This window comes from Aeromonas bestiarum (assembly GCF_000819745.1).
Classification (GTDB): Bacteria; Pseudomonadota; Gammaproteobacteria; order Enterobacterales; family Aeromonadaceae; genus Aeromonas; species Aeromonas bestiarum.
This window is the reverse complement of record NZ_CDDA01000015.1, coordinates 270120-291285: the sequence shown is the minus strand read 5'-3', so window position 1 is coordinate 291285 and position 21166 is coordinate 270120. Positions and strand designations below refer to the sequence as shown.

At 64.1% G+C, this 21166-nt stretch carries 17 protein-coding genes; 10 read left to right on the top strand and 7 right to left on the bottom strand.

What is annotated here, in order from left to right; all coding sequences use genetic code 11:
• Positions 1–34: 34 nt before the first annotated feature.
• The 4 genes from BN1118_RS08515 to BN1118_RS08500 all read right to left on the bottom strand — a co-directional run bounded on the left by BN1118_RS08515 (position 35) and on the right by BN1118_RS08500 (position 4801).
• Positions 35–1147 (bottom strand): enoyl-CoA hydratase/isomerase family protein, encoded by a 1113-nt coding sequence (locus BN1118_RS08515; RefSeq protein WP_043555522.1) that lies wholly within the window; start codon positions 1145–1147, stop codon positions 35–37.
• A complete protein-coding gene (locus tag BN1118_RS08510; protein WP_043555521.1) occupies positions 1144–1944 on the bottom strand; it encodes an enoyl-CoA hydratase in 801 nt (266 codons plus the stop codon). The genes BN1118_RS08515 and BN1118_RS08510 overlap by 4 nt, the downstream gene beginning before the upstream one ends.
• A 139-nt stretch (positions 1945–2083) precedes the next feature.
• Positions 2084–3241, bottom strand: a complete 1158-nt coding sequence (locus BN1118_RS08505; protein WP_043555519.1) for an acyl-CoA dehydrogenase family protein — start codon at positions 3239–3241, stop codon at positions 2084–2086.
• Between the two features lie 48 nt (positions 3242–3289).
• Entirely contained in the window at positions 3290–4801 is a 1512-nt protein-coding gene (locus BN1118_RS08500; protein WP_043555518.1) for a CoA-acylating methylmalonate-semialdehyde dehydrogenase, read from the bottom strand.
• A 252-nt stretch (positions 4802–5053) separates the two neighbouring features.
• Between BN1118_RS08500 and BN1118_RS08495 the strand changes: the two genes are divergently transcribed.
• The 9 genes from BN1118_RS08495 (at position 5054) to BN1118_RS08455 (ending at position 17068) form a co-directional block, all read left to right on the top strand.
• Positions 5054–6202, top strand: coding sequence for an isovaleryl-CoA dehydrogenase (locus BN1118_RS08495; RefSeq protein WP_043555516.1), 1149 nt, complete (start codon positions 5054–5056; stop codon positions 6200–6202).
• Positions 6203–6257: 55 nt separating this feature from the next.
• Positions 6258–7859, top strand: a complete 1602-nt coding sequence (locus BN1118_RS08490) for a carboxyl transferase domain-containing protein (protein ID WP_043555515.1) — start codon at positions 6258–6260, stop codon at positions 7857–7859.
• A 10-nt stretch (positions 7860–7869) separates the two neighbouring features.
• The gene (locus tag BN1118_RS08485; protein ID WP_043555513.1) at positions 7870–8709 is read left to right on the top strand and encodes an enoyl-CoA hydratase-related protein; all 840 of its coding nucleotides are present in this window, start codon (positions 7870–7872) and stop codon (positions 8707–8709) included.
• Positions 8706–10670 (top strand): acetyl/propionyl/methylcrotonyl-CoA carboxylase subunit alpha, encoded by a 1965-nt coding sequence (locus BN1118_RS08480; protein ID WP_043555512.1) that lies wholly within the window; start codon positions 8706–8708, stop codon positions 10668–10670. The genes BN1118_RS08485 and BN1118_RS08480 overlap by 4 nt, the downstream gene beginning before the upstream one ends.
• Before the next feature lie 14 nt (positions 10671–10684).
• Positions 10685–11629, top strand: a complete 945-nt coding sequence (locus BN1118_RS08475) for a hydroxymethylglutaryl-CoA lyase (protein ID WP_156994884.1) — start codon at positions 10685–10687, stop codon at positions 11627–11629.
• Positions 11630–11703: 74 nt separating this feature from the next.
• On the top strand, positions 11704–12114 hold the full coding sequence (locus tag BN1118_RS08470) for a MerR family transcriptional regulator (RefSeq protein WP_043555852.1): 411 nt from the start codon (positions 11704–11706) through the stop codon (positions 12112–12114).
• 37 nt (positions 12115–12151) lie between these two features.
• A complete protein-coding gene (locus BN1118_RS08465; protein WP_043555509.1) occupies positions 12152–12913 on the top strand; it encodes a substrate-binding periplasmic protein in 762 nt (253 codons plus the stop codon).
• Between the two features lie 48 nt (positions 12914–12961).
• Entirely contained in the window at positions 12962–15859 is a 2898-nt protein-coding gene (locus BN1118_RS08460) for a DUF748 domain-containing protein (protein WP_043555851.1), read from the top strand.
• Positions 15860–16471: 612 nt separating this feature from the next.
• Positions 16472–17068 (top strand): acetate uptake transporter, encoded by a 597-nt coding sequence (locus BN1118_RS08455; RefSeq protein ID WP_043136288.1) that lies wholly within the window; start codon positions 16472–16474, stop codon positions 17066–17068.
• An 85-nt stretch (positions 17069–17153) separates the two neighbouring features.
• Here the strand turns inward: BN1118_RS08455 and BN1118_RS08450 are convergent, their stop codons facing one another.
• Both BN1118_RS08450 and BN1118_RS08445 read right to left on the bottom strand, forming a co-directional pair.
• Positions 17154–17963 carry a M90 family metallopeptidase gene (locus tag BN1118_RS08450; protein WP_043555507.1) on the bottom strand — a complete coding sequence of 270 codons (810 nt, stop codon included), beginning with the start codon at positions 17961–17963 and terminating at the stop codon, positions 17154–17156.
• Between the two features lie 18 nt (positions 17964–17981).
• On the bottom strand, positions 17982–18419 hold the full coding sequence (locus BN1118_RS08445; RefSeq protein WP_043555506.1) for a GNAT family N-acetyltransferase: 438 nt from the start codon (positions 18417–18419) through the stop codon (positions 17982–17984).
• Positions 18420–18721: 302 nt separating this feature from the next.
• Here BN1118_RS08445 and BN1118_RS08440 point away from each other — a divergent pair, with 302 nt between their 5' ends.
• Positions 18722–20215: an alanine/glycine:cation symporter family protein gene (locus tag BN1118_RS08440; RefSeq protein WP_043555505.1), complete on the top strand. Its 1494-nt coding sequence runs from the start codon at positions 18722–18724 to the stop codon at positions 20213–20215.
• 78 nt (positions 20216–20293) lie between these two features.
• On the opposite strand, the gene BN1118_RS08435 is transcribed toward BN1118_RS08440, so the two are convergent.
• Positions 20294–21100 carry a crotonase/enoyl-CoA hydratase family protein gene (locus tag BN1118_RS08435; RefSeq protein ID WP_043555503.1) on the bottom strand — a complete coding sequence of 269 codons (807 nt, stop codon included), beginning with the start codon at positions 21098–21100 and terminating at the stop codon, positions 20294–20296.
• Positions 21101–21166: the final 66 nt, after the last annotated feature.

The following is a 21166-nucleotide window of genomic DNA, read 5'->3' as shown; positions in this document are numbered from 1 at the left end:
GTCTGTTCATCCGCCCTGATGCCCTCTCGAAGGCTCAAGGCGTCAGGGGATTTTTCCCCTCGGGCCAGCGATAGAAGGCATTCAGCCAGTCAGTGCCGGGCTGTGGCGCCTGCCAGCGCGGGGACTTGTCCTTGTCGATGAGCAGTGCCCGCACCCCTTCCACAAAATCCCCCCTCAGCACGCAGTTGACCGAGAGCGCCAGCTCATCGGCAAACACCTCGGCCAGCGACTGACGGCGAGCCTGCCAGTACTGGCGCCACAGGATGGCGCGGCTGATGGGGCTGCCACTGCGGCATGTTTCACGGGCCTGCGCCAGGCTCCCTTCGCCAAGCTCGGGATCGAAGGCGGCATCGTATAACCGATCCAGCACCCCTTGCAGGGTACGCCCGGCCAGCAGGAGATCGATCTTGGCCTGATGGGGCAAGATCACAGGCGCTGGCAGCGGCTGGTCGGCCTCTGCCTGCAAGCCGCTCAGCAGCCGTTCGATCTGCTCGCGCGGCGCGGCCTTTGCCCCCCACTCCAGCGCGGCCAGTCGCGGCAACAAGGCAGCACGCTCACTGCTGGCGATGGCGTGATCCGCCAGCCCCAGGCCGATGGCATCCGCGCCGTTGAAACGGGCGCCGGTCAGCCCGAGCCAGAGCCCGAGTCGCCCCGGCATGCGGCTTAAAAACCAGCTGGCCCCCACGTCCGGGTAGAGGCCTATGGTCACCTCCGGCATGGCGAACAGACTCTTCTCGGTCACCACCCGAAAGTCGGCACCGGCGAACAGGCCTATGCCGCCCCCCATGCAGATGCCGTCCGCCACGCAGATGAGGGGCTTGCCGTAGCTGTGGATATGGTGGTCGAGCCGATACTCCTGCTCAAAGAAATCCCGCGCATAACCAAACAGCGCCTGCTCGCTCTCCTCCTGCTGACGGTAATAGAAGGAGCGAATGTCGCCACCGGCGCAAAATGCCTTCTCGCCGGCCCCTTGCAACAAGACGCAGACGATGGCCGGGTCCTGCTCCCAGCGGGTCAACGCCTCCTGCAACAACTGGATCATCTCAAGGCTCAGGGCGTTGAGGGAGGCTGGGCTGTCCAGGGTCAGCGCGCCGATACGATGGCCGTCTGCCGTGGGATGGGTTGCTACATGTACCGGTTCACTCATGCCTCATCCCCCTGCCTGGCAGATGTCTCGTATTGCCAGCGGGGCGGGCGCTTCTCCAAAAAGGCGGCGACCCCCTCACGCTGGTTGGCGTCAGCAAACAACGCGAGGAACAGGCTGCGCTCCAGCGGCAAGGCGGCATCACGATGGCCACTGCGCCCCTGATTGATAAGGGTCTTGCAGGCGCGCAGGGCGCTCGGGCTCTGACGCTCCACCAGCTGGGCCATCTGGTGCGCCGCGTCCCAGGCGTGCCCCTCCTTCACCACCTCCTCCACCAGCCCCATCTCGTAGGCCAGGGTGGCGCTCACCTTCTCGCCACAGAGGATCATCCGCTTGGCCCAGCCAGGTCCCACCAGCTCGGTGAGGCGCTGGGTGCCACCGGCGCAGGGCAGCAAGCCCACGGAGGCCTCCGGCAGCCCCAGCTTGGCCTGCTGCTCGGCGATGCGGATGTCGCAGGCCAGCGCCACCTCCAGCCCGCCACCCATGGCGTAACCATTGATGGCGGCTATGCTGACGCCGTGGAAACCGGCCAGCGCCTCGAAGGCACGACCGAAGGCCTCGGCCACCTCGCGAGCATGGTCCAGATCGCCGTCGGCAAACATCTTGAGATCGGCGCCGGCGCAGAAGAACTTGTCCCCCGCCCCGCGGATCACCAGGGCCACCACATCAGGGCGGCTGTCGAGCTCCACCATCATCCGCAAGAAGGCTTGCAGGCTGGCCAGGGTCCAGGTGTTGGCGGGCGGATGGTCGAGGGTGATATAGGCCACGTGACCGTGATATTCGAGCCTGATCCTTGTCATTGCATTGTCCTTGTGAATGAGACTGCCCCATGATGACAGGGTTGAATGGAGCCAACCTTCGGCCGGCTCACAAAGCCTGCGACGAGTCGCGCCGGCCGCATCGTCAGGGCGGGCTACCGTGGATGGCGGCCCCATCCCGCTACTCCAGCGACAGACCGGGATCCGCCAGCAGGCGGCGGGCTATGATCAGCCGCATCACTTCGTTGGTACCTTCCAGGATGCGGTGGACCCGGGTGTCGCGCAGGTAGCGCTCCAGCGGATACTCGCGGATATAACCATAGCCGCCAAAGAGTTGCAGAGCCTCGTCACAGACGCGATAACCCACGTCGGTGGCAAAACGCTTGGCCATGGCGCACCAGGCACTCTTGTCCGGGCTGCCCCTGTCCAGCTTGTCGGCGGCCTGGCGTACCATCAGCCGAGCCGCCGCCAGCTCGGTGGCCATGTCGGCGAGGCGAAACTGCACGCTCTGAAATTCGCTGATGGGGTGGCCAAACTGCTGGCGCTGCTGCACATGGGCCAGCGCATCGTCCAGCGCCTGCTGGGCTGTGCCCACAGAGCAGGTGGCGATGTTGATGCGCCCGCCATCCAGCGCCTGCATGGCGAACTTGAATCCCTCCCCCTCCTGCCCCAGCCGATAGCTGGCGGGAATGCGCACCCCGTTGAAAACCACCTCCCGGGTCGGCTGGCTGTTCCAGCCCATCTTCTCCTCCGCCTTGCCGTAGACAATCCCCTCACTACCGGCAGGCACCATGAAGGCGGAGATCCCCTTGGCCCCGTCACCCCCGGTGCGAGCCATCACCACCAGCACATCCGTGCTGCCCGCCCCCGAGATGAACACCTTGCTGCCGTCGATGAGGTAGTCCTCGCCGTCACGCACAGCACGGGTCTTGAGGGCCGCGGCATCTGAGCCCGCCCCCGGCTCGGTAAGGCAATAAGAGCCCAGCAGTTCGCCGCTGGCGAGCCTGGGCACCCACTGCTCGGCGACATCGCCAGGCAGCCAGCTGCCCAGCATCCAGCTCACCATGTTGTGGATGGTCAGATAAGCCGTGGTGGAGGTGCAGCCCATGGCGAGGCGCTCAAAAATCAGGCTGGCATCGAGCCGGGGCAGGCCGAGCCCGCCATACTGCTCCGGGGTATAGAGACCGCAAAAGCCGAGCGCCGCCGCCTGCTTGATGGTGGGGATGGGAAACTCGTGATCTCTGTCCCAGCGGGCGGCATGGGGTTTGAGCGCCTCATTGGCAAAGGCGGTGGCCGCCTCGACATAAGCCTGTTGATCCTCGGTCAGGGTAAAATCCATCTTGTCCGCTTCCTTGTGTCCTTTGTCTGTTGTCTCTTTGGCCCACGCTCAACGCAGGCTGATGGTCATGTTGGGGCCTGTGGGGATATCCTCGTCGAACCAGCGTTCGGTCACCGTCTTGGTCTCGGTGTAGAAGCGCACCGCCTGCTTGCCGTAGGCGTGCAGATCCCCGTAGAAGGAACCGCGCCAGCCGGTGAAGGAGAAGAACGGCAGCGGCACCGGGATAGGCACGTTGATCCCCACCTGGCCCACGGCCACTTCGTGGCGAAACTTGCGGGCCGCCGCGCCGCAGCCGGTGAAGATGGAGGTGCCATTGCCATAGGGGTTGTTGTTGATGAGGGTCAGCGCCTCGTCCAGGCTCTCCACTTCCAGACAGGCGAGCACGGGGCCGAAGATCTCCTCTTTATAAATCCGCATCTCTGGGGTCACGCCGCGAAACAGGGTCGGCCCCACCCAGTTGCCCACCGGATAGCCCGCCACATCGCAGAAGCGGCCATCGAGCAGGCACTCGGCCCCCTCCTTGATCCCCGCCTCGATGAGACCCTCTACCCTGACTTTCGCCTCCGGGCTGATGAGGGGACCATAGGCTGCTTGCGGATCGTGCCAGACCCCGGGTGTCACCTTGGCAAACTCGGCGGCAAGCTCGGGGATCCAGTCGCGGGCGGAGCCCACGAACACAGCCACGCTGATGGCCATGCAGCGTTGCCCGGCCGCGCCGACGCCGGCCCCCACCAGGTTGCTCAGCACTTGCCCCTTGTTGGCGTCCGGCATGATCACCATGTGATTCTTGGCACCGACGAAACACTGGGCCCGCTTGAGATGTTCGGTGGCGGTGCGATAGACATGCGCCCCGACCCGGGCAGAGCCAACGAAGCTGACCGCCTTCACATCCGGATGACACAACAGCGCATCCACCTGTTCGGCGCCGCCGTGTACAACGGAGAGTATGCCCTTGGGGGCACCCGCCTCGGTGAACAGCTCGGCCAGCCGCATGGGGGTGAGCGGGTCCTGCTCGGAAGGCTTGAGCACGAAGCCGTTGCCGCAGGCCACCGCCAGCGGGAACATCCACAGGGGTATCATGGCGGGGAAGTTGAACGGCGTGATGCCGACACAGACCCCCAGCGGCTGCACCCAGGAGTGGCCATCGACCCGGCGTGCCACGTTGCCCATGGTCTCCCCCATGGTCTGGCTGGCGATGCCGCAGGCCTGCTCCACCACCTCGATGCCGCGCCACACATCCCCCCTGGCATCCGCCAGATTCTTGCCGGTCTCCCGGGCCAGCAGGGAGGCCAGCTCATCGTGATGGGCTTTGAGCAGATGCTGGTAGTTGAACATGACCCGCGCCCGCTCGGGGGCCGGCACATCCCGCCACAGCAGATAGGCGTCGTGGGCACTGCGCACCGCACGCGCCACCTCGGCCGGGGTCGCTTTTGGCACCCGCGCCAGCAGGCTCTGATCCGCCGGATTGGTCACCTCGATCCATGCCTCGCTCGTGGAAGCGCAGGCCTCGCCACCGATATAAAGCGGCACATCGCCGTACTGGGTTTGATGGTTGCTCATGCCCTGCTCTCCTTGCTGGCAGACTGCAATGGGTACTGGCTGGTCATGCCGCTCACTCCTTGAGTTCGGTTGGTGGAGGGAGACGAGCCACCTTGCAGCCGCCACCCGACAAATTTACCTTAGACTAACAATCAATTTACGTTTACGCTAACGTAAACTTAACGCACAAATGGACTGACCAGTTTGACCCCCTATTTCGGCTCGTCGGGGCAACCAGACAGGTGAGCACCCATCATTCAAAGGAGAGCAAGGATGCACGCAGTGATGGATGAGACCCTCCGCGCCCTGACCGAGCAGGTCGAGGCCTTCTGCCAGAAAGTGATAGCGCCGCGCGCCGCCGAGATCGATCAGAGCAACGCCTTCCCGCGCGATCTCTGGCCGCAAATGGGCGAACTCGGGCTGCACGGCATTACGGTGGCGGAGGAGTATGACGGCGTGAGCCTCGGCTATCTGGCCCACGTACTGGTGATGGAGCAGGTGAGCCGCGCCAGCGCCTCGGTCGGCCTCTCCTACGGCGCCCACTCCAACCTCTGCATCAACCAGATCCACCGCCACGGCACCCCTGATCAGAAGGCGCGCTACCTGCCCGCCCTCGTCAGCGGCAAGCACGTGGGGGCCCTGGCCATGAGCGAGCCGGGCGCCGGCTCAGACGTGGTCAGCATGCGGCTGACTGCAGATAAAGAGGGCGATCACTTCGTGCTGAACGGCACCAAGATGTGGATCACCAATGGCCCTGACGCCGACACTTTCGTCATCTATGCCAAGACGGATGCCAAGGCCGGCGCTAGGGGGATATCGGCCTTTATCGTCGAGGCGGGCACGCCCGGTTTCACCACGGCCCAGAAGCTCGACAAGCTCGGCATGCGCGGCTCCAGCACCTGCGAGCTGGTGTTCGACAACTGCCGCGTCCCGCAACAGAACCTGCTCGGCACCCTGCACGGCGGCGTCAAGGTGCTGATGAGCGGCCTGGATTACGAGCGGGTGGTGCTGGCGGCGGGCCCCCTCGGCATCATGCAGGCCTGCATGGACGTGGTGCTGCCCTATGTGCGCGAGCGCAAACAGTTCGGTCAGGCCATCGGCGAGTTCCAGCTGGTGCAGGGCAAGCTGGCGGACATGTACACCCGCCTGGCCAGCAGCCGCGCCCTGGTCTACTCGGTGGCCGCGGCCTGCGATCTGGGCCATACCAGCCGCAAGGATTGCGCCGCCGCCATCCTGTTTGCCGCCGAGAATGCCACCCAGATGGCGCTGGATGCCATTCAGCTGTTGGGGGGCAACGGCTACATCAACGAATACCCCACAGGCCGCCTGCTACGGGACGCCAAGCTCTACGAGATAGGCGCAGGCACCTCGGAAATCCGTCGCTGGCTCATCGGCCGCGAGCTGATGGGAGAGAATGCATGAAGCCTCTCCTGTTACTCCCTGATATCGGCAGCAACACACTGACGGGGGAAGACGCATGAGCCGGATCCACTCCCGCCTCGACACGGCGAGCCCCGAATTTGCCGAGAGCCGCTCGGCCATGCTGGCGCTGGTCGAGGATCTCAATGCCCGTCTCGACGAGATAGCCCAAGGCGGCGGCGAGGCCAACAACGCCCGCCATCAAGCCCGTGGCAAGCTGCTGCCCCGCGAGCGCATCAACCAGCTGCTGGACCCGGGCTCCCCCTTTCTCGAACTCTCTGCGCTGGCCGCCTGGCAGGTCTATGACGAGCCTGTGCCCGCCGCCGGCATCATCACTGGGCTGGGCCAGATTGCGGGCCGGCTCTGCCTGCTGGTGGTGAACGATGCCACCGTCAAGGGGGGCACCTACTACCCGCTCACGGTGAAAAAGCACCTGCGCGCCCAGGCCATCGCCGAGCGGCTGCGCCTGCCCTGCCTCTATCTGGTGGATTCCGGCGGCGCCTTCCTGCCCATGCAGGATGAGGTGTTTCCCGACCGGGAGCACTTTGGTCGCATCTTCTACAACCAGGCGCGCATGTCGGCCCGGAACATCCCCCAGCTGGCGGTGGTGATGGGGCTGTGCACCGCAGGCGGCGCCTATGTGCCCGCCATGGCGGACGAATCCATCATGGTCAAGAACCAGGCCACCATCTTTCTGGCGGGGCCGCCGCTGGTCAAGGCGGCCACGGGCGAGGAGATCAGCGCCGAGGCCCTCGGCGGCGCCGAGGTGCACTGCGCCCACTCAGGCGTGGCGGATCACCTGGCCAGGGACGATGCCCATGCGCTGGCCATAGCCCGTACGTTAGTTGGCAACCTGGGAGAACACACCACTTCATCCACTTCAGCCTACGACGCCCCCTGTTATCCGATAGAAGATCTCTACGGTCTGGTGGGCACCAGCCTCAAGCGCGCCTATGACGCCCGCGAGCTCATCGCCCGCCTGGTGGACGGCTCCGCGTTCGACGAATTCAAGGCACTGTTTGGCACCACGCTGGTCACCGGCTTCGCCCGGATCGAGGGCATGCAGGTGGGGATCCTCGCCAACAATGGCGTGCTGCACAGCGACAGCGCCCAGAAAGGCGCCCACTTCATCCAGCTCTGCAACAGGCGCGCGATCCCCCTGCTGTTCCTGCAAAACATCACCGGCTTTATGGTAGGCAGTGCCGCCGAGCGAGAAGGCATCGCCAAGCATGGCGCCAAGCTGGTCACCGCCGTGGCCTGCAGCCGGGTGCCCAAAATCACCCTCATCGTCGGCGGCAGCTTCGGTGCCGGCAACTACGGCATGTGCGGCCGCGCCTATGAGCCCGACTTTCTGTTCAGCTGGCCCAACAGCCGCATCTCTGTGATGGGGGGCGAGCAGGCCGCCGGTGTGCTGGTGCAGGTGCGCCGCGACAAGCTGGCCGCCGAGGGCAAGCCATTGAGCGAGCAGGAAGCCGACGCCATCCGCGCGCCCGTGATCGCCCAGTATGAACGGCAGGGTCATCCCTACTACGCCAGCGCCAGGCTGTGGGATGATGGCGTCATAGATCCAGCCCAGAGCCGCACCGTACTGGCGCTGGCACTGGCCGCTTGTCAGGGGGCCGAGACAGGCCCGGAACAGTACGGCATCTTCCGGATGTAAGGAGTTCGACATGTCCGATCCACTTTTCAGCGGCGCCCAGCAAGGATTTCGCCTGGAGCGTCACGGTCCGCTGGCCGAGCTGGTGCTCTCGCGCCCCGCCTGCCACAACGCCTTCGATGCCGACCTCATGCTGGGGCTGCTCGATTGCCTCGACGATCTGGCCCATCTCCACGGTCACTCCCTCGCCGAGCGGCCTCATGCCCTCTTGCTGCGGGCTGAGGGCAGGCACTTTTGCGCCGGCGCCGATCTCAACTGGATGCGCAACCTGGCCCACGCCGACTTCGAACACAACCGGGAAGACGCCCGGGTACTGGCACGGCTGATGCAAACCCTGGACGAGCTGCCCTTCCCCACTGTGGCGCTGGTGCAAGGCGCGGCCTATGGCGGGGCGCTCGGCCTTGTCTGCGCCTGCGATCTGGTGCTGGCGAGCGAGGATGCCCGCTTCTGCCTCTCCGAGGTGAGTCTGGGGCTGGTGCCTGCGGTGATCAGCCCCTATGTGGTGCGCGCCATGGGCATGCGCCAGGCGCGCCGCTACATGCTGAGCGCCGAGCCCTTCGATGCCATCACCGCCTGTCGACTCAATGTGGCGCACCAGCTGGCCAGGCCGGAGCAGTTGCTGGCCGAAGGGCGCGCGCTGGCCCTGCGCCTGTGCCACAACGGCCCGGAAGCGATGAAGGAGACCAAGCGGCTGCTGGCCGCCATCGAGAGCCACACCGCCAGCCTGCACGAAGAGAAAACCGTCGAGACCATAGCCCGGGTGCGAGTCGGACTCGAGGCCCAGGAGGGCATGCAGGCCTTCTTCGATAAACGTCCCCCCGCCTGGCGCCCCCGTTTCAAGGATGAGACATGACCCATCACACTCCGATTAAACGCCTGCTGATTGCCAATCGCGGCGAAATCGCCGTACGTATCATCAAGACGGCCCGGCGCCTCGGCATCCACACTATCGCCCTCTACTCGGACGCCGACGCCTGCGCCATGCATGTGCGGGAAGCCGACGAAGCCTGGCATCTGGGGCCGGCTCCCGCCCGAGAGAGCTACCTCGACGCCGCCAAGGTGCTGCGCATCGCCCAGCAGGCCAAGGCCGACGCCATCCACCCCGGTTACGGCTTCTTGTCGGAGAACAGCGACTTTGCCACCGCCTGCGAACAGCGTGGCCTGCGCTTCATAGGCCCGAGCGGCGCCGCCATTCTCGCCATGGGCGACAAGTCGGGGGCCAAGGCGTTGATGCTGGCGGCCGGCGTGCCCGTGCTGCCCGGCTATCACGACGCGGATCAACGCCCCGAATGGCTGCGCGAGCAGGCCTTGCTGACCGGCTTCCCGCTCCTTATCAAAGCCGCCAGCGGCGGCGGTGGCAAGGGGATGCGCCGGGTCGATCGGATCGATGAATTCGACGCTGCGCTGGCGGCGGTGAAACGCGAGGCGCAGGCCGCCTTCGGGGATGATCATGTGCTGCTCGAACGCTATCTGGCCCGCGCCCGCCACGTGGAGGTGCAGGTGTTTGCCGATACCCTCGGCAACGCCATCTACTTGGGGGACAGAGACTGCTCCTTGCAGCGCCGCCACCAGAAGGTGATCGAAGAGGCCCCCGCGCCGAACATAGCGCCTGGCCTGCGCCGCGCCATGGGCGAGGCAGCCGTCGCCGCCGCCAGGGCCATCGACTATCGAGGCGCCGGCACCATAGAGTTTCTGCTGTGCGGGGATGAGTTCTTCTTCATGGAGATGAACACCCGCCTGCAGGTGGAGCATCCGGTCACCGAGGCCGTCACCGGCCAGGATCTGGTGGCCTGGCAGTTGGCGGTGGCCGAAGGCAAGCCGCTGCCGCTCACCCAGGAGGAGGTGGTGCTGCGCGGCCACGCGGTGGAGGCGCGCCTCTACGCCGAGGACGTGGGGGCCGGTTTCCTGCCCGCCAGCGGCCCCATCGCCTGGCTCAGTTGGCCCAAGGGGGTGCGCATCGATACCGGCGTCGCCGCCGGTGATGAGGTGAGCCCCTATTACGATCCCATGATTGCCAAGCTCATCGCCCACGGCCAGAGCCGCGCCGAGGCCTTTGCCAGCCTGGCCGATGCGCTGGCGGCGCTGGAGCTGGGCCCCCTGGTACACAACGGGGCGCTGCTGCTGCGCCTGTGTCAGGAGCCGGACGTGCTGGCCATGCGCCATCACACCCAGTGGCCCATCCCCACCGAGCCGCAAGCCATCCCTGAGCTGGCCTGGCCGCTGACCACCCTCTGGCTCGCCAGCCGCAGTGCCGACGACTCCCCCTGGCAACAGGCCCGCGGCTTTCGCTTGGGGGCCGGCAGGCACTGGACGGCGGCGGTGCGCATCGGCGACGAGGCCCGGATGCTGACCCTGTCCGAGCGCGCCGGTACGCTGACGTGGCAGGGGGGATCACTCCCCTGCGAGCTGGGCGCCGATCATATCCACCTCCAGCAGGCAGGGCGCTGGCAGCGCTACCCCGTCCAGACGCTGACCGCCACCGAATGCGTGTTGCTGCTCGATGGCCAGCGCATTCGCTTCTGCGCCGATGATCAGCACCATCAGCTGCATCATGATCAGGACAGTGGCGCCGCACAGGGCGCAACGGCCCCCATGCACGGCATAGTCGTGGCGCTGCTGGTCGAGACCGGCCAGCGCGTCAGCAAGGGCCAACCCCTGCTGGTGCTGGAGGCGATGAAGATGGAACACGTCTTGAAAGCCGACCGGGATGGGGTGATCGAGACCCTGCAATGCAAACAGGGGGAACAGGTGAGTCAGGGGGCAATACTGGTGCGCTTTGCCGATGCCGTGGATCAACAAGAGAGCGGGTCATGAAGAGAGAATCAGGAATGCAGGATGACAAGGTGAGCCTGGTGGAGATGGGCCCGCGCGACGGCCTGCAAAACGAGACCAGTACCCTGCCGCTCGTCCAGCGGCTGGAGCTTGTTCAGCGCCTCGCCGAGAGCGGCCTGCAGCGCATCGAGGTGGGGGCCTTCGTCTCCCCCAAAAAAGTGCCGCAGATGGCGGACTCCGCCGAACTTTTCAAGGTCCTGCCGCGTAAGGGGCCGACCCGCTACGGCGCCCTGGTGCCCAACCTGCAGGGCTTGCAGGCGGCCATTGCCGCCCGCGCCGACGAAATTGGCCTCTTCACCGCCTGCTCCGATGGCTTTACCCGCGCCAACATCGGCATCGGCGTGGAAGAGTCCCTGATACGCTTCGCTCCCCTGGTGCTGGAGGCGCGCCGCCTCGGCATCAAGGTGCGCGGTTATCTCTCCACCGTCATCGCCTGCCCGTTCGACGGCCCTACCCGCCCGAAACGGGTCGCGGCCATGGCCGAGCGGCTGCTGGATCTCGGCTGTCACGAGATCTCCCTGGGCGACACCATAGGGGTCGGCACCCCTGGCACGGTTGCGCCCATGCTGGATGCTGTGCTGCACGAGATCCCGGCGGGCCGGCTCGCGGTACACTTTCACGACACCTATGGCCAGGGGCTGGCCAACCTGCTGCCGGCGCTGGAGCGCGGCATCCGCACCATAGATTGCTCTGTGGCCGGGCTGGGCGGTTGCCCCTATGCGCCGGGGGCCTCCGGCAACGTCGCCTCGGAAGAGGTGGTCTATCTGCTGCACGGCCTTGGCATGAGCACAGGGGTGAGTCTCGATAAATTGGCCGCCACCGGCCAGTGGGTGAGCGAGCAGCTCGGTCGCCCCAACGGCTCGCGAGTCGGCCAGGCCCTGCACGCCAACGCCCTGCGGCTTCGCGCCGCGCTGTCAATGGAAGCACATCATGATCTCTGATCCCCCGCCAGGCGGGCCCGGCCTCCCTGGGCCCAAGCGACTGCAGACCCGATTTGCCACAGGAGCGCACCATGATGCCTGATCCCCTGCCCGGCAAGGAGATCACCTACAGCATCTCCGAGCTGGCCCACGAGTTTGATATCACGCCGCGCACCATCCGCTACTACGAGGATGAAGGCTTGATCACCCCGACCCGGGAGGGCCAGACCCGCATCTACAGCCACAAGGACAAGATCCGGCTGAAGTTGACCCTGCGCGGCAAGCGGCTCGGCTTCAGCCTGGCGGAGATCCGCGAGCTGTTCGACATGTATGACACGGACAGATCGAGCAAGACCCAGCTTCACTCCATGATCCAGCTCATCGACGCCAAGCGCCAATCCCTGCGCCAACAGCTGGAAGACATCCAGATGGTGATGGCGGAGCTGGAAGCCGCCGAGCAGCGCTGTGCAAATTCCCTCAACAGCTTGAAAACCAGCGCAGATTAACCGAATCTGGGATCATCTCACCGCCCTGGTGCCCCCCATGAAACGCTGGTGCTGCTGGTTGTTATTGCTCTGCTCCACGGCATGGAGCCACCCCCTGATCAAGGTCGGGGGCTACCCTTATGCCCCCTTCGTGGTCAAGGAGGGTGACAACAGCTATCGCGGGCTGACCCTGGATCTCATCGCCGAACTCAACGGGATTCAACGGGATGTGCGCTTCGTGTTCGTGCCCACCTCGGCTTCCCATCGCTACCAGGCGCTGGCGCTCGGTCGCTTCTCCCTCATGCTGTTCGAGGACATCCGCTGGGACTGGAACGCGGATCAGGTACGCATGACCCGGCCCCTGCTGCTGGGAGGCGAGATCTATGTTGCGCTCAAGGCACCGGGGCGGGATCAATCCTTCTTCGAGCACCTGGAGCAGCGTCGGCTGATAGGCGTAACCGGCTATCACTACGGGATCGCCGATTTCAATGCCACCCCGGCGGAGCTGAAGCAGCGTTTTGACATCACCCTGGTCAAGGACAACATCAGTGCCCTGCAGGGGCTGTTCAAGGGGCGCGGCGAAGTGGCCATGCTCAACCTCTCCTACCTGAACCAGTTCAGCAAACAGTATCCGCAGCAGGCCGCCCGCCTGCTGCGATCGGACAAATGGGATCAGCAATACGAACTCAGGGCGCTGCTCAGTCTGACGGCCAGCGTCTCGGCCAGCCAGCTGGAAGCCTGGCTGGCCGCGTTGCAGAGCAGTGGAAGACTGACACGCCTTTGGACAAAGTACGGCGTACAGCATCAAGCGGCACCATGATCATCGCCTGAGATTTTGGTACCCTATGCGCATCAATTGGAGACCTTCATGCCCAAGCCCCTGCGTGCCCGCCTGCTGCGCTACGTCCTTTACTCTTGCGCCGTATTGCTCATCTCCCTGTTCATCCTGTTATGGCAAGCCCCCACCCTCACCCAGCGCCACCTGCCGGGCTGGCTGGCCAAGCATTATGGTCTGAACCTGACTCTGGGGGAGATAAGCGTCGGCCTGCGTCACCCCTCCCTCACCATAGGTCCCTCAGCACTGCTCGATGAAAAACAGCAACCCATCATCGCCTTCGAGCAGTTGCAGGTTATCCCCGCACTTGGCGAAAGCTGGCGCCAGAAGGCCATCATACTGAGCGACGCCAGCCTCACCCGGCCAGCGGTGCAGCTTGTTCGGCTGCCGGACGACAAGGGGGCCATCCGCTTCAACCTGACCGAGGCCCTGGCCCGTTTGCTGGCCCCCACGCAGACGCCCGAACCGGCCGGCGGCGAACCGCCCCAGGTACAGATAACCAGGCTGGCCGCCACCGCGGGCCATATCCGCTATCAGGACAGTCGCAAGAGCAGCAGCCCGGGCTGGGTGCCGCCACTCACCCTGAGCGGGCTCGAATTGCAGTTGCCGGATTTCACCACGGCGCCGGCCCACGCCAACCAGTTTCAGTTGAGCGCCAGCCTCAACCAGCGCAGCCCGCTCAAGGCCAGCGGCCAGCTCGATATCATGACGGGGGCAGGCAAGGGCCGGATCAGCCTGGGCAAACTGGCGCTCTCGCCCTTCGCACCGCTCTGGGCCCCCTATCTCAGGGTCAATCTGGTGAAGGGCGAGGCCAGTGCCGAGCTGGATTACCGGCTCACGCCGGGCAAGCAGGGGCTGGATTGGCAGCTCGCCAAGGGCAAGCTGACCCTGAACGACTGGCAGCTCAGGCAGAGCAAGGGGGCCGAGTTTGCCCGCTTCAAGCAGCTGGCGCTGGCAGGCATTGCCATGGATGGCGGCAAGCAGTCGATCCAGATCGACAAGATAGCGCTCAAGGCACCGGCCGTCAGCGCGGTACTCGATGCCAACCAGCAGCTGGATCTGGCGGCCCTGCTGATCCCCCAGCCACCGGTCAAAACGAGTAAGGGCGCAAAACCGGTCGCACCGGGCAAACCCTGGCGCTGGAGCCTCAAGCAGACCCGCATCGAACAGGGCGAGCTCAAGCTGACCGAGTCGAGCAGCGGCAAGCCGCAACTGCGGGAACTCTCCGGGCTGAACCTCACCCTGGGCACCCTGAGCAGCCAGGCAGGCCAGCGCAGCCCGCTCACCCTCAATGCCACCCTCAACGCCCAGAGTACGCTGGGGTTTGACGGCGCCCTCACCCTCACCCCCTTCACCCTCGACGGGGATATCAAGCAGGCAGGGCTGCCCCTCAAGTGGGCCCAACCCTACCTGCAGGATCTGCTGCGCATCAGCGTGCGCGATGGCCTGCTCGCCAGCCGCACCAAGCTGGCCATCGCCACCGATGCCAAGGGGGAACTGAGCCGGCTAGACGTCACGGGCGGGCTCGACATCGAGCGTCTCAATGTGCTGGATCGGGCCGACAATCAGCGTCTGCTGCAGATAGATCACCTGCAATTGAGCGGACTGCACTATGACGGCATCAGCCAGCAGGTGAAGATTGGCGACATCTTGCTGCGCAAGCCCTTTGCCCGCATCGAGATCGACGAGGACAGGGTGACCAACGTGCAGCAACTGCTGCTGCCGCAAGCCGCCAGTACCAAGCCGGCCAGCGGGCCCGCCCCCCGCATTACCATAGATCAGATCCGCACCGAACAGGGCAACCTGCGCTTTGCCGATCGCAGCCTGAGCCCGGAGTTCGTGGTGGACATCGCCTCCCTCAGCGGCCAGAGCCGCCATATCAGCAACATTCCCGGCCAGCGTTCGGATCTCGCCTTCAACGGCAAGGTTGACCGCTATGCCCCCGTGACCATTCGCGGCGGCACCAACCTGCTGATCGAGCAGCCGGTGCTGGACGTGGCCGTCACCTTCAGCAACCTGGAACTCACCACCTTCACCCCCTACTCCAGCACCTATGCGGGCTATGCCATCGACAAGGGGCAGCTATCCATGAAGTTGAACTACAAGCTGCAGGGCAACCGGCTTGAGGGGGACAACGACATCACCATCAAGAAGCTGCAACTGGGGGAGAAGATCAAGAGCGAGCAGGCCAAGGATCTGCCGCTGGGGCTGGCCATCGCCCTGCTCAGCGACGCCAATGGCGTCATCCAGATGAACCTCAAGGTGAAGGGCAATCTGGATCAGCCGGACTTCAGCCTGGGCAACATCTTCTGGGATGTGCTGAGCAACACCCTGAGCAAAGCCATCACTTCCCCCTTCTCCCTGCTCGCCTCCCTGGCCGGCGGCACCGAAGATCTGGACGAACTGCCCTTCCTGCCCGGTGAGCCGGATCTCACCCCCACCCAGCAGGAGAAGCTGGCCAAGCTGGCGCAGGCCCTCAAGGAGAGGCCCAAGCTCAGCATGAACATTCGCGGCAAGGTCAACTTCAACGAGGAGCGCCCCATCTTGCAGCGCCAGAAGCTGGAACGGGCGCTGGCCAAGATCACGGGTGCACCGGTCGACCTCGCCCTGCTGGAGCAGGATCCCGCCCTGCAAGCGGCGCTGTCCGAGGCCTATGAGGCGCGCTTCAACGAGGATCTTGGGGATCTGGCCGATCGGCTGAAACTGGATGAGTCGAGCCCGGCCCTGCGCACCCAGGCGGAGATCCTGCTGCGGGATCAGCAGCTGATCACCGCCAAGTCCCTGCGCAACCTCGCCATGCGCCGCGCCCAGAACACCAAGGAGTATCTGGTGGATACCCAGGGGATAGCGCCGGAGCGGCTGTTCGTGCTCGACAGCCAGGTCAAGGAGACAGACAAGGATGCCAAGGTCGTCCTGACCCTGGATGATTGACCAACAGCGGGGGGCCGAGAGGATTCCCCCCTTGCTCACCATGCCTGTTGTCTTTTCGCATCGCCCCGCCTTGCCCACAGCGACCATTTTCCCCCAAGCGCCACCATATGGCGGCGCTGTGGGGGGCCAGGCTGCTGGCGCCGGTGCGACGATCCGGCCCCTTCCCCGGATGCCCCACTCCCGTTGTCCCGTTGTCAGCAATGATCTCTCTTCTCTGTGTCCCTGCCAAACCGGCTTGCACCCAACATGAGCCGAGATCTGTCCCAGCCTCATATGGTAGTGGCACACTCTTGTCTGATGGCATATCAGACTATTTTTCGAACTACAGAGCACCGCTCAGGCAATAAAAAGAGGGACAAGATGCAGCAGTCAAACATGCCCACGTCCTATGTTGCTTACTTTCACAAAGCGCGTTTTCAATACAAAAAATCAACCTTGTCGGCGCGATTCATTCACTTGCCATCTACCTGAATGGCACGAATGGTCCATGGGGTAAAATTTCGTGTAGTTTTTTTACCATTTCTGCGGTTCCCCCTCTTGCTCGGGGCCAAGAGCCTGCCTAAAATCGCGCGTCTTTTATCAACCCCCACCTCTATTTTTGGAGAACGCCACGTGAGCGAAAAATTGGCCAACCCTGCCCCTCTGGGTCTGATGGGTTTCGGTATGACCACCATTCTGCTGAACATACATAACGCAGGTTTCTTCCCCATCAGCGCCATGATCCTGGCCATGGGCCTGTGCTATGGCGGTCTGGCCCAGATCATCGCCGGTATCATGGAGTTCAAGCGTGGCAACACCTTCGGTGTCACCGCCTTCATCTCCTACGGCACCTTCTGGTGGAGCCTGGTGTTCCTGCTGGTGATGCCGACCATGGGTCTGGCCGAAGCCACTCCCCACGCCTACATGGGCTGGTATCTGCTGATGTGGGGCATGTTCACCCTGTTCATGCTGGTTGGCACCGTCAACTACCCGCGCGTGAAGCAGTTCGTGTTCGCCTCCCTGACAGTGCTGTTCTTCCTGCTGGCCGCCCGTGACTTCACCGGCAGCACCCTGATCGGCACCATCGCCGGTTTCGAAGGCATCATCTGCGGCGCCAGCGCCATCTACCTGGCCATGGCCACCGTGATCAACGAGCAATTTGGCCGTACCGTGCTGCCGATTGGCGATCACAAGAAAGCCGCTGCCGTGCAGCTCAAGGCCGCTGCGTAAGCGCAGCCCCAGGCCCTCGCGCCCATGCAAAAAGGCACCCTCAGGGGTGCCTTTTGTTTATCTGCCGTTGGCAAGCCAGAGCGTGTCAACCCTGCAGTTCAGGCTCCCCTGCCAGCAGCCGGGTGGCCGGGAAACGCGTCGCCGGCTGCTGGCCGAAGAAGAGCACGAACTGCTCATACACGGCGGGATAGGTGTCACGCAGGCGCAGCGGATCGGTAAAAAAACTCTCGCAGCACACCGCAAAGAACTCGGCCGGGTGCTCGGCGGCATAAGGGTCGATGGCGGTCACCTCATGGCGGGCCAGCTGGGCATTCATGGCATCGAATGCCCCCTGCAACGCCTGGGTCCACTGGCGCGGATCCATGCCTGCCGGCAGTGGTGGCGCACCGTCGGCCTCCCCCCCCAGCATGTCGAGCTTGTGCGCCAGTTCGTGGATCACCAGATTGAAACCGTCCCAGTCCCCATCCTGCTGCAGCTCGCTCCAGGCCAGCACCAGCGGCCCCTGCGGCCAGGACTCCCCGGCGTTCTCCTCTTCCCACTCGCTCACCAGACCGAACTCATCCTGCACCTCCTGACGACGGGTCACTGGCTCGGGGATCAGGATGATTTCGTGAAAACCGCGATACCAGTCGAGCCCCAGATGCAAAATGGGCAGCACGGCCTGCAGGGCCAGCACCGCCTGCTGACGAGAGGTGAGCTCTACGCCAATCTGGGTGAGCGTCTTGCGAGCCAGAAACTGCTGCGCCAGCGCAACCAGCCGCAACTGATCGCTGTGGGTAAATCCTTGCAAAATGGGCACGGCAGCCAGCGCCTGCTGCCACTCCAACGCACCCGGGGCATTCTCTTCCTGCCGGGATGCACCACCAAACAGACTCCATAACCTGGACCAGAACACATGGACTCCTCTTGCTGATCAGAATGATTTCACGAACCGTTTTGGGCGTTCAAGATAGCCCTGCGCCAGATAGAAGCGATGGGCCCCCTCACGCTTGAGACTGCTGGAGAGCTCCAGCTGGCTGCAGCCCTGTGCCAGGGCGCTGGCTTCTGCCGCCGCCAGCAAGGCGGCCCCCACACCCGCCCCCCTTGCACCTTCATCGACGACCAGCGCCGAGATCAGGCCCCAGTCTGGTGCAACATGCAAGGGCCGCAGGCGGTGCCACACCAGCACACCCGCCACCTCATCCCCATCACAGGCAAGCAGCACCTCGCTAGCAGGATCCTGCCTGCCCCAGCGCTCTCCCACCTCGGCCGGGCTGGCCGGATAGCCGAGCTGCCCGAACAGCTGCGCCATGGCATCGGCATCCGCCTGCCCGGCGGGCCGGATCTGCCACCCCTCTCTTTCCATCTTCATCTTTGGCCTCCATTTTGCTCTGTCTCAGCCACCCCAATCCATCCAGGAGCAAATGGCGATGATAAAGGGGTTGCGCCGTATCGTGTCCAGTCAAATCGACCATTTGTTAATGTCAATTCACAAATTAACAAGCCGACAACATATTTCACTGGGAAGCCCATGAACAAATGGATATGTTAAAACCCGCGGACTTGGCAGTTGAACATTCCGCACACCATTGAGTGGCCCCCTTGGTCACTCACTATTTTAAGGGAGCGGGGCGCAGACCCCGCCAAGACAGCACGACAAAGGAGTTGTTGTACATGAATGAGATCGTCAATGCCATCAATGGGGTGATTTGGAGCCCAGCGCTCATCTTTCTGTGTCTGGGGGTAGGCCTCTACTTCTCCCTGCGCAGCCGCTTCCTGCAACTGCGTCACATCAAGGAGATGATCCGGCTGATGTTTGATGGCAAGAGCACGGATGCCGGCGTCTCCTCCTTCCAGGCGCTGGCCATGACGCTGGCCGGCCGGGTCGGTACCGGCAACATCGCCGGGGTCGCCACCGCCATCACCTTCGGTGGCCCGGGCGCCCTGTTCTGGATGTGGATGGTCGCCTTCCTCGGCGCCAGCTCCGCCTTCGTGGAATCCACCCTGGGTCAGGTCTACAAGGAGAAGATCAACGGCGAATACCGCGGTGGCCCGGCCTTCTACATAGAGAAAGGGCTCGGCATGAAGTGGTATGCCTGGACCTTCGCCATCGCCACCATCTTCGCCTGCGGCGTGCTGATGCCGGGGGTGCAGGCCAACTCCATCGGCTCCAGCCTGCAGACCGCCTTTGATATCGATCCGAACGTCACCGCCGCCGGTCTGGCGCTGTTGCTCGGCTTCATCATCTTCGGCGGTGTGAAGCGGATCGCCAGCTTCGCCAGCACAGTGGTGCCCTTCATGGCGCTGGGCTACATCATAGTGGCCTGCGTCATCATAGCCCTCAACATCACGGCCCTGCCGGGCGTGATCCTGCTGATCTGGAAGAGTGCCTTCGGCTTTGATGCCGGCTTTGGCGCCATTTTGGGTCTGGCCATCATGTGGGGGGTCAAGCGCGGGGTCTACTCCAACGAAGCAGGCCAAGGCACAGGGCCGCACGCCTCCTCCGCCGCGGCGGTGAGCCACCCGGCCAAGCAGGGTCTGGTACAGGCGTTCTCCGTCTATATCGATACCCTGTTCGTCTGCTCCGCCACCGGTTTCATGCTGCTCATCACAGGCCTCTACAACGTGCAGGGACCGGATGGTGCCGCCCTCTACACGGGGATAGCCGGCATAGCCGCAGGGCCTGGTTATGTGCAGACCGCCATGGAGAGCATGATGCCCGGCTTTGGCAGCATGTTCGTGGCCATAGCGCTGTTCTTCTTCGCGTTCACCACAATCGTCGCTTACTACTACATAGCCGAGACCAACATCGCCTACATCAATCGCAAGGTGAACCGTCCCTGGCTGACCTTCATGCTCAAGTTGACGCTGATGGCCTCCACCGTCTACGGCACCGTCAAGACCGCCGATCTGGCCTGGGGTCTGGGTGATATCGGGGTCGGCCTGATGGCCTGGCTCAACATCATCGCCATCCTGCTGCTGCAAAAGACCGCCTTCGCCTGCCTGCGGGATTATGAAGCCCAGCAGGCCAAGGGACTGGATCCCGTGTTCCACCCGGAAAAGCTCGGCATCAAGAACGCCGATTACTGGATGGGCCACCGCTCCGAAGACAACCTGGAGCAAGAGAAGGCCGGCCACCCGTTCGAGCCGGATCGCAAAGTATCCTGAACGCAATGCCCAGCAAAAATGGCAGCCTCGGCTGCCATTTTCATTTGTTCTGCATCAGTCTGGGGTACGGTTGGCCGCTCAGAGCGCGTTGCGCCTGGGCCCGAATGGCAAGCGCCAGTGAAACAGGCTGTTGAGGGTGGCGCGCCACTGGTTGGGGCGCCCCAGGATCTGCTTTTGCAGCCGGGTCTCTTCCTTGAGCATCGCCTCGTCGCTGCGGGCCCAGGCCTGGTTGTAGAGCTGCTTGATCCCCGCCAGCGCATCCGGCGACTTGGTGATGAGCGTCCTGGCAAACTCCCGCGCCTCTGCCAGCGGATCCTCGCAGACCCTGCTCACCAGCCCGAGGGATCTCGCCTCCAGCGCATCGCATTCACGCCCGCTCATGGCCAGCTCCATGGCGGTATCCACCCCCATCAGGTTGCGCAGGGTGACGCTGCCGCTCATGTCGGGGATGATGCCCCACTTGATCTCCATCACCGAGAAGCGGCAATCCGGGGTGCTGAACCTAAAATCGGCCCCCAGCGCAATTTGCAGGCCGCCACCGAAACAGACCCCCTGGGTCACCGCAATCACGGGCACCGGCAGCTGATGCCAGCCGTAAGCCACCCGCTGGGCCAGGTTGGTCGCCTCATCCGCCTCGCGCTTGAGGATGTCGAGCGCCGCCACCGGCTGCTTGAGCATGGATTTCACATCCAGTCCGGCGCAGAAGGCGCGCCCCTCACCGTGCAGGATCACCGCCCGCAACCCCTTGTGCTGCGCGAGCTGCGTCAGCGTCTCGTCGATGGCGCCGAACATGCTTCTATCCAGCGCATTGAGCTTGTCCCCCCGCGCCAGCATCACTTCGGCGATGCCGTCCCGGATCTCGCACTTGACCCTTGGTTTTTCCATCTCCCTTGTCCTCTCCTTGATCCCTGTTATTGACTCACTGGTCATACCACCACGTTATCAGAGTGT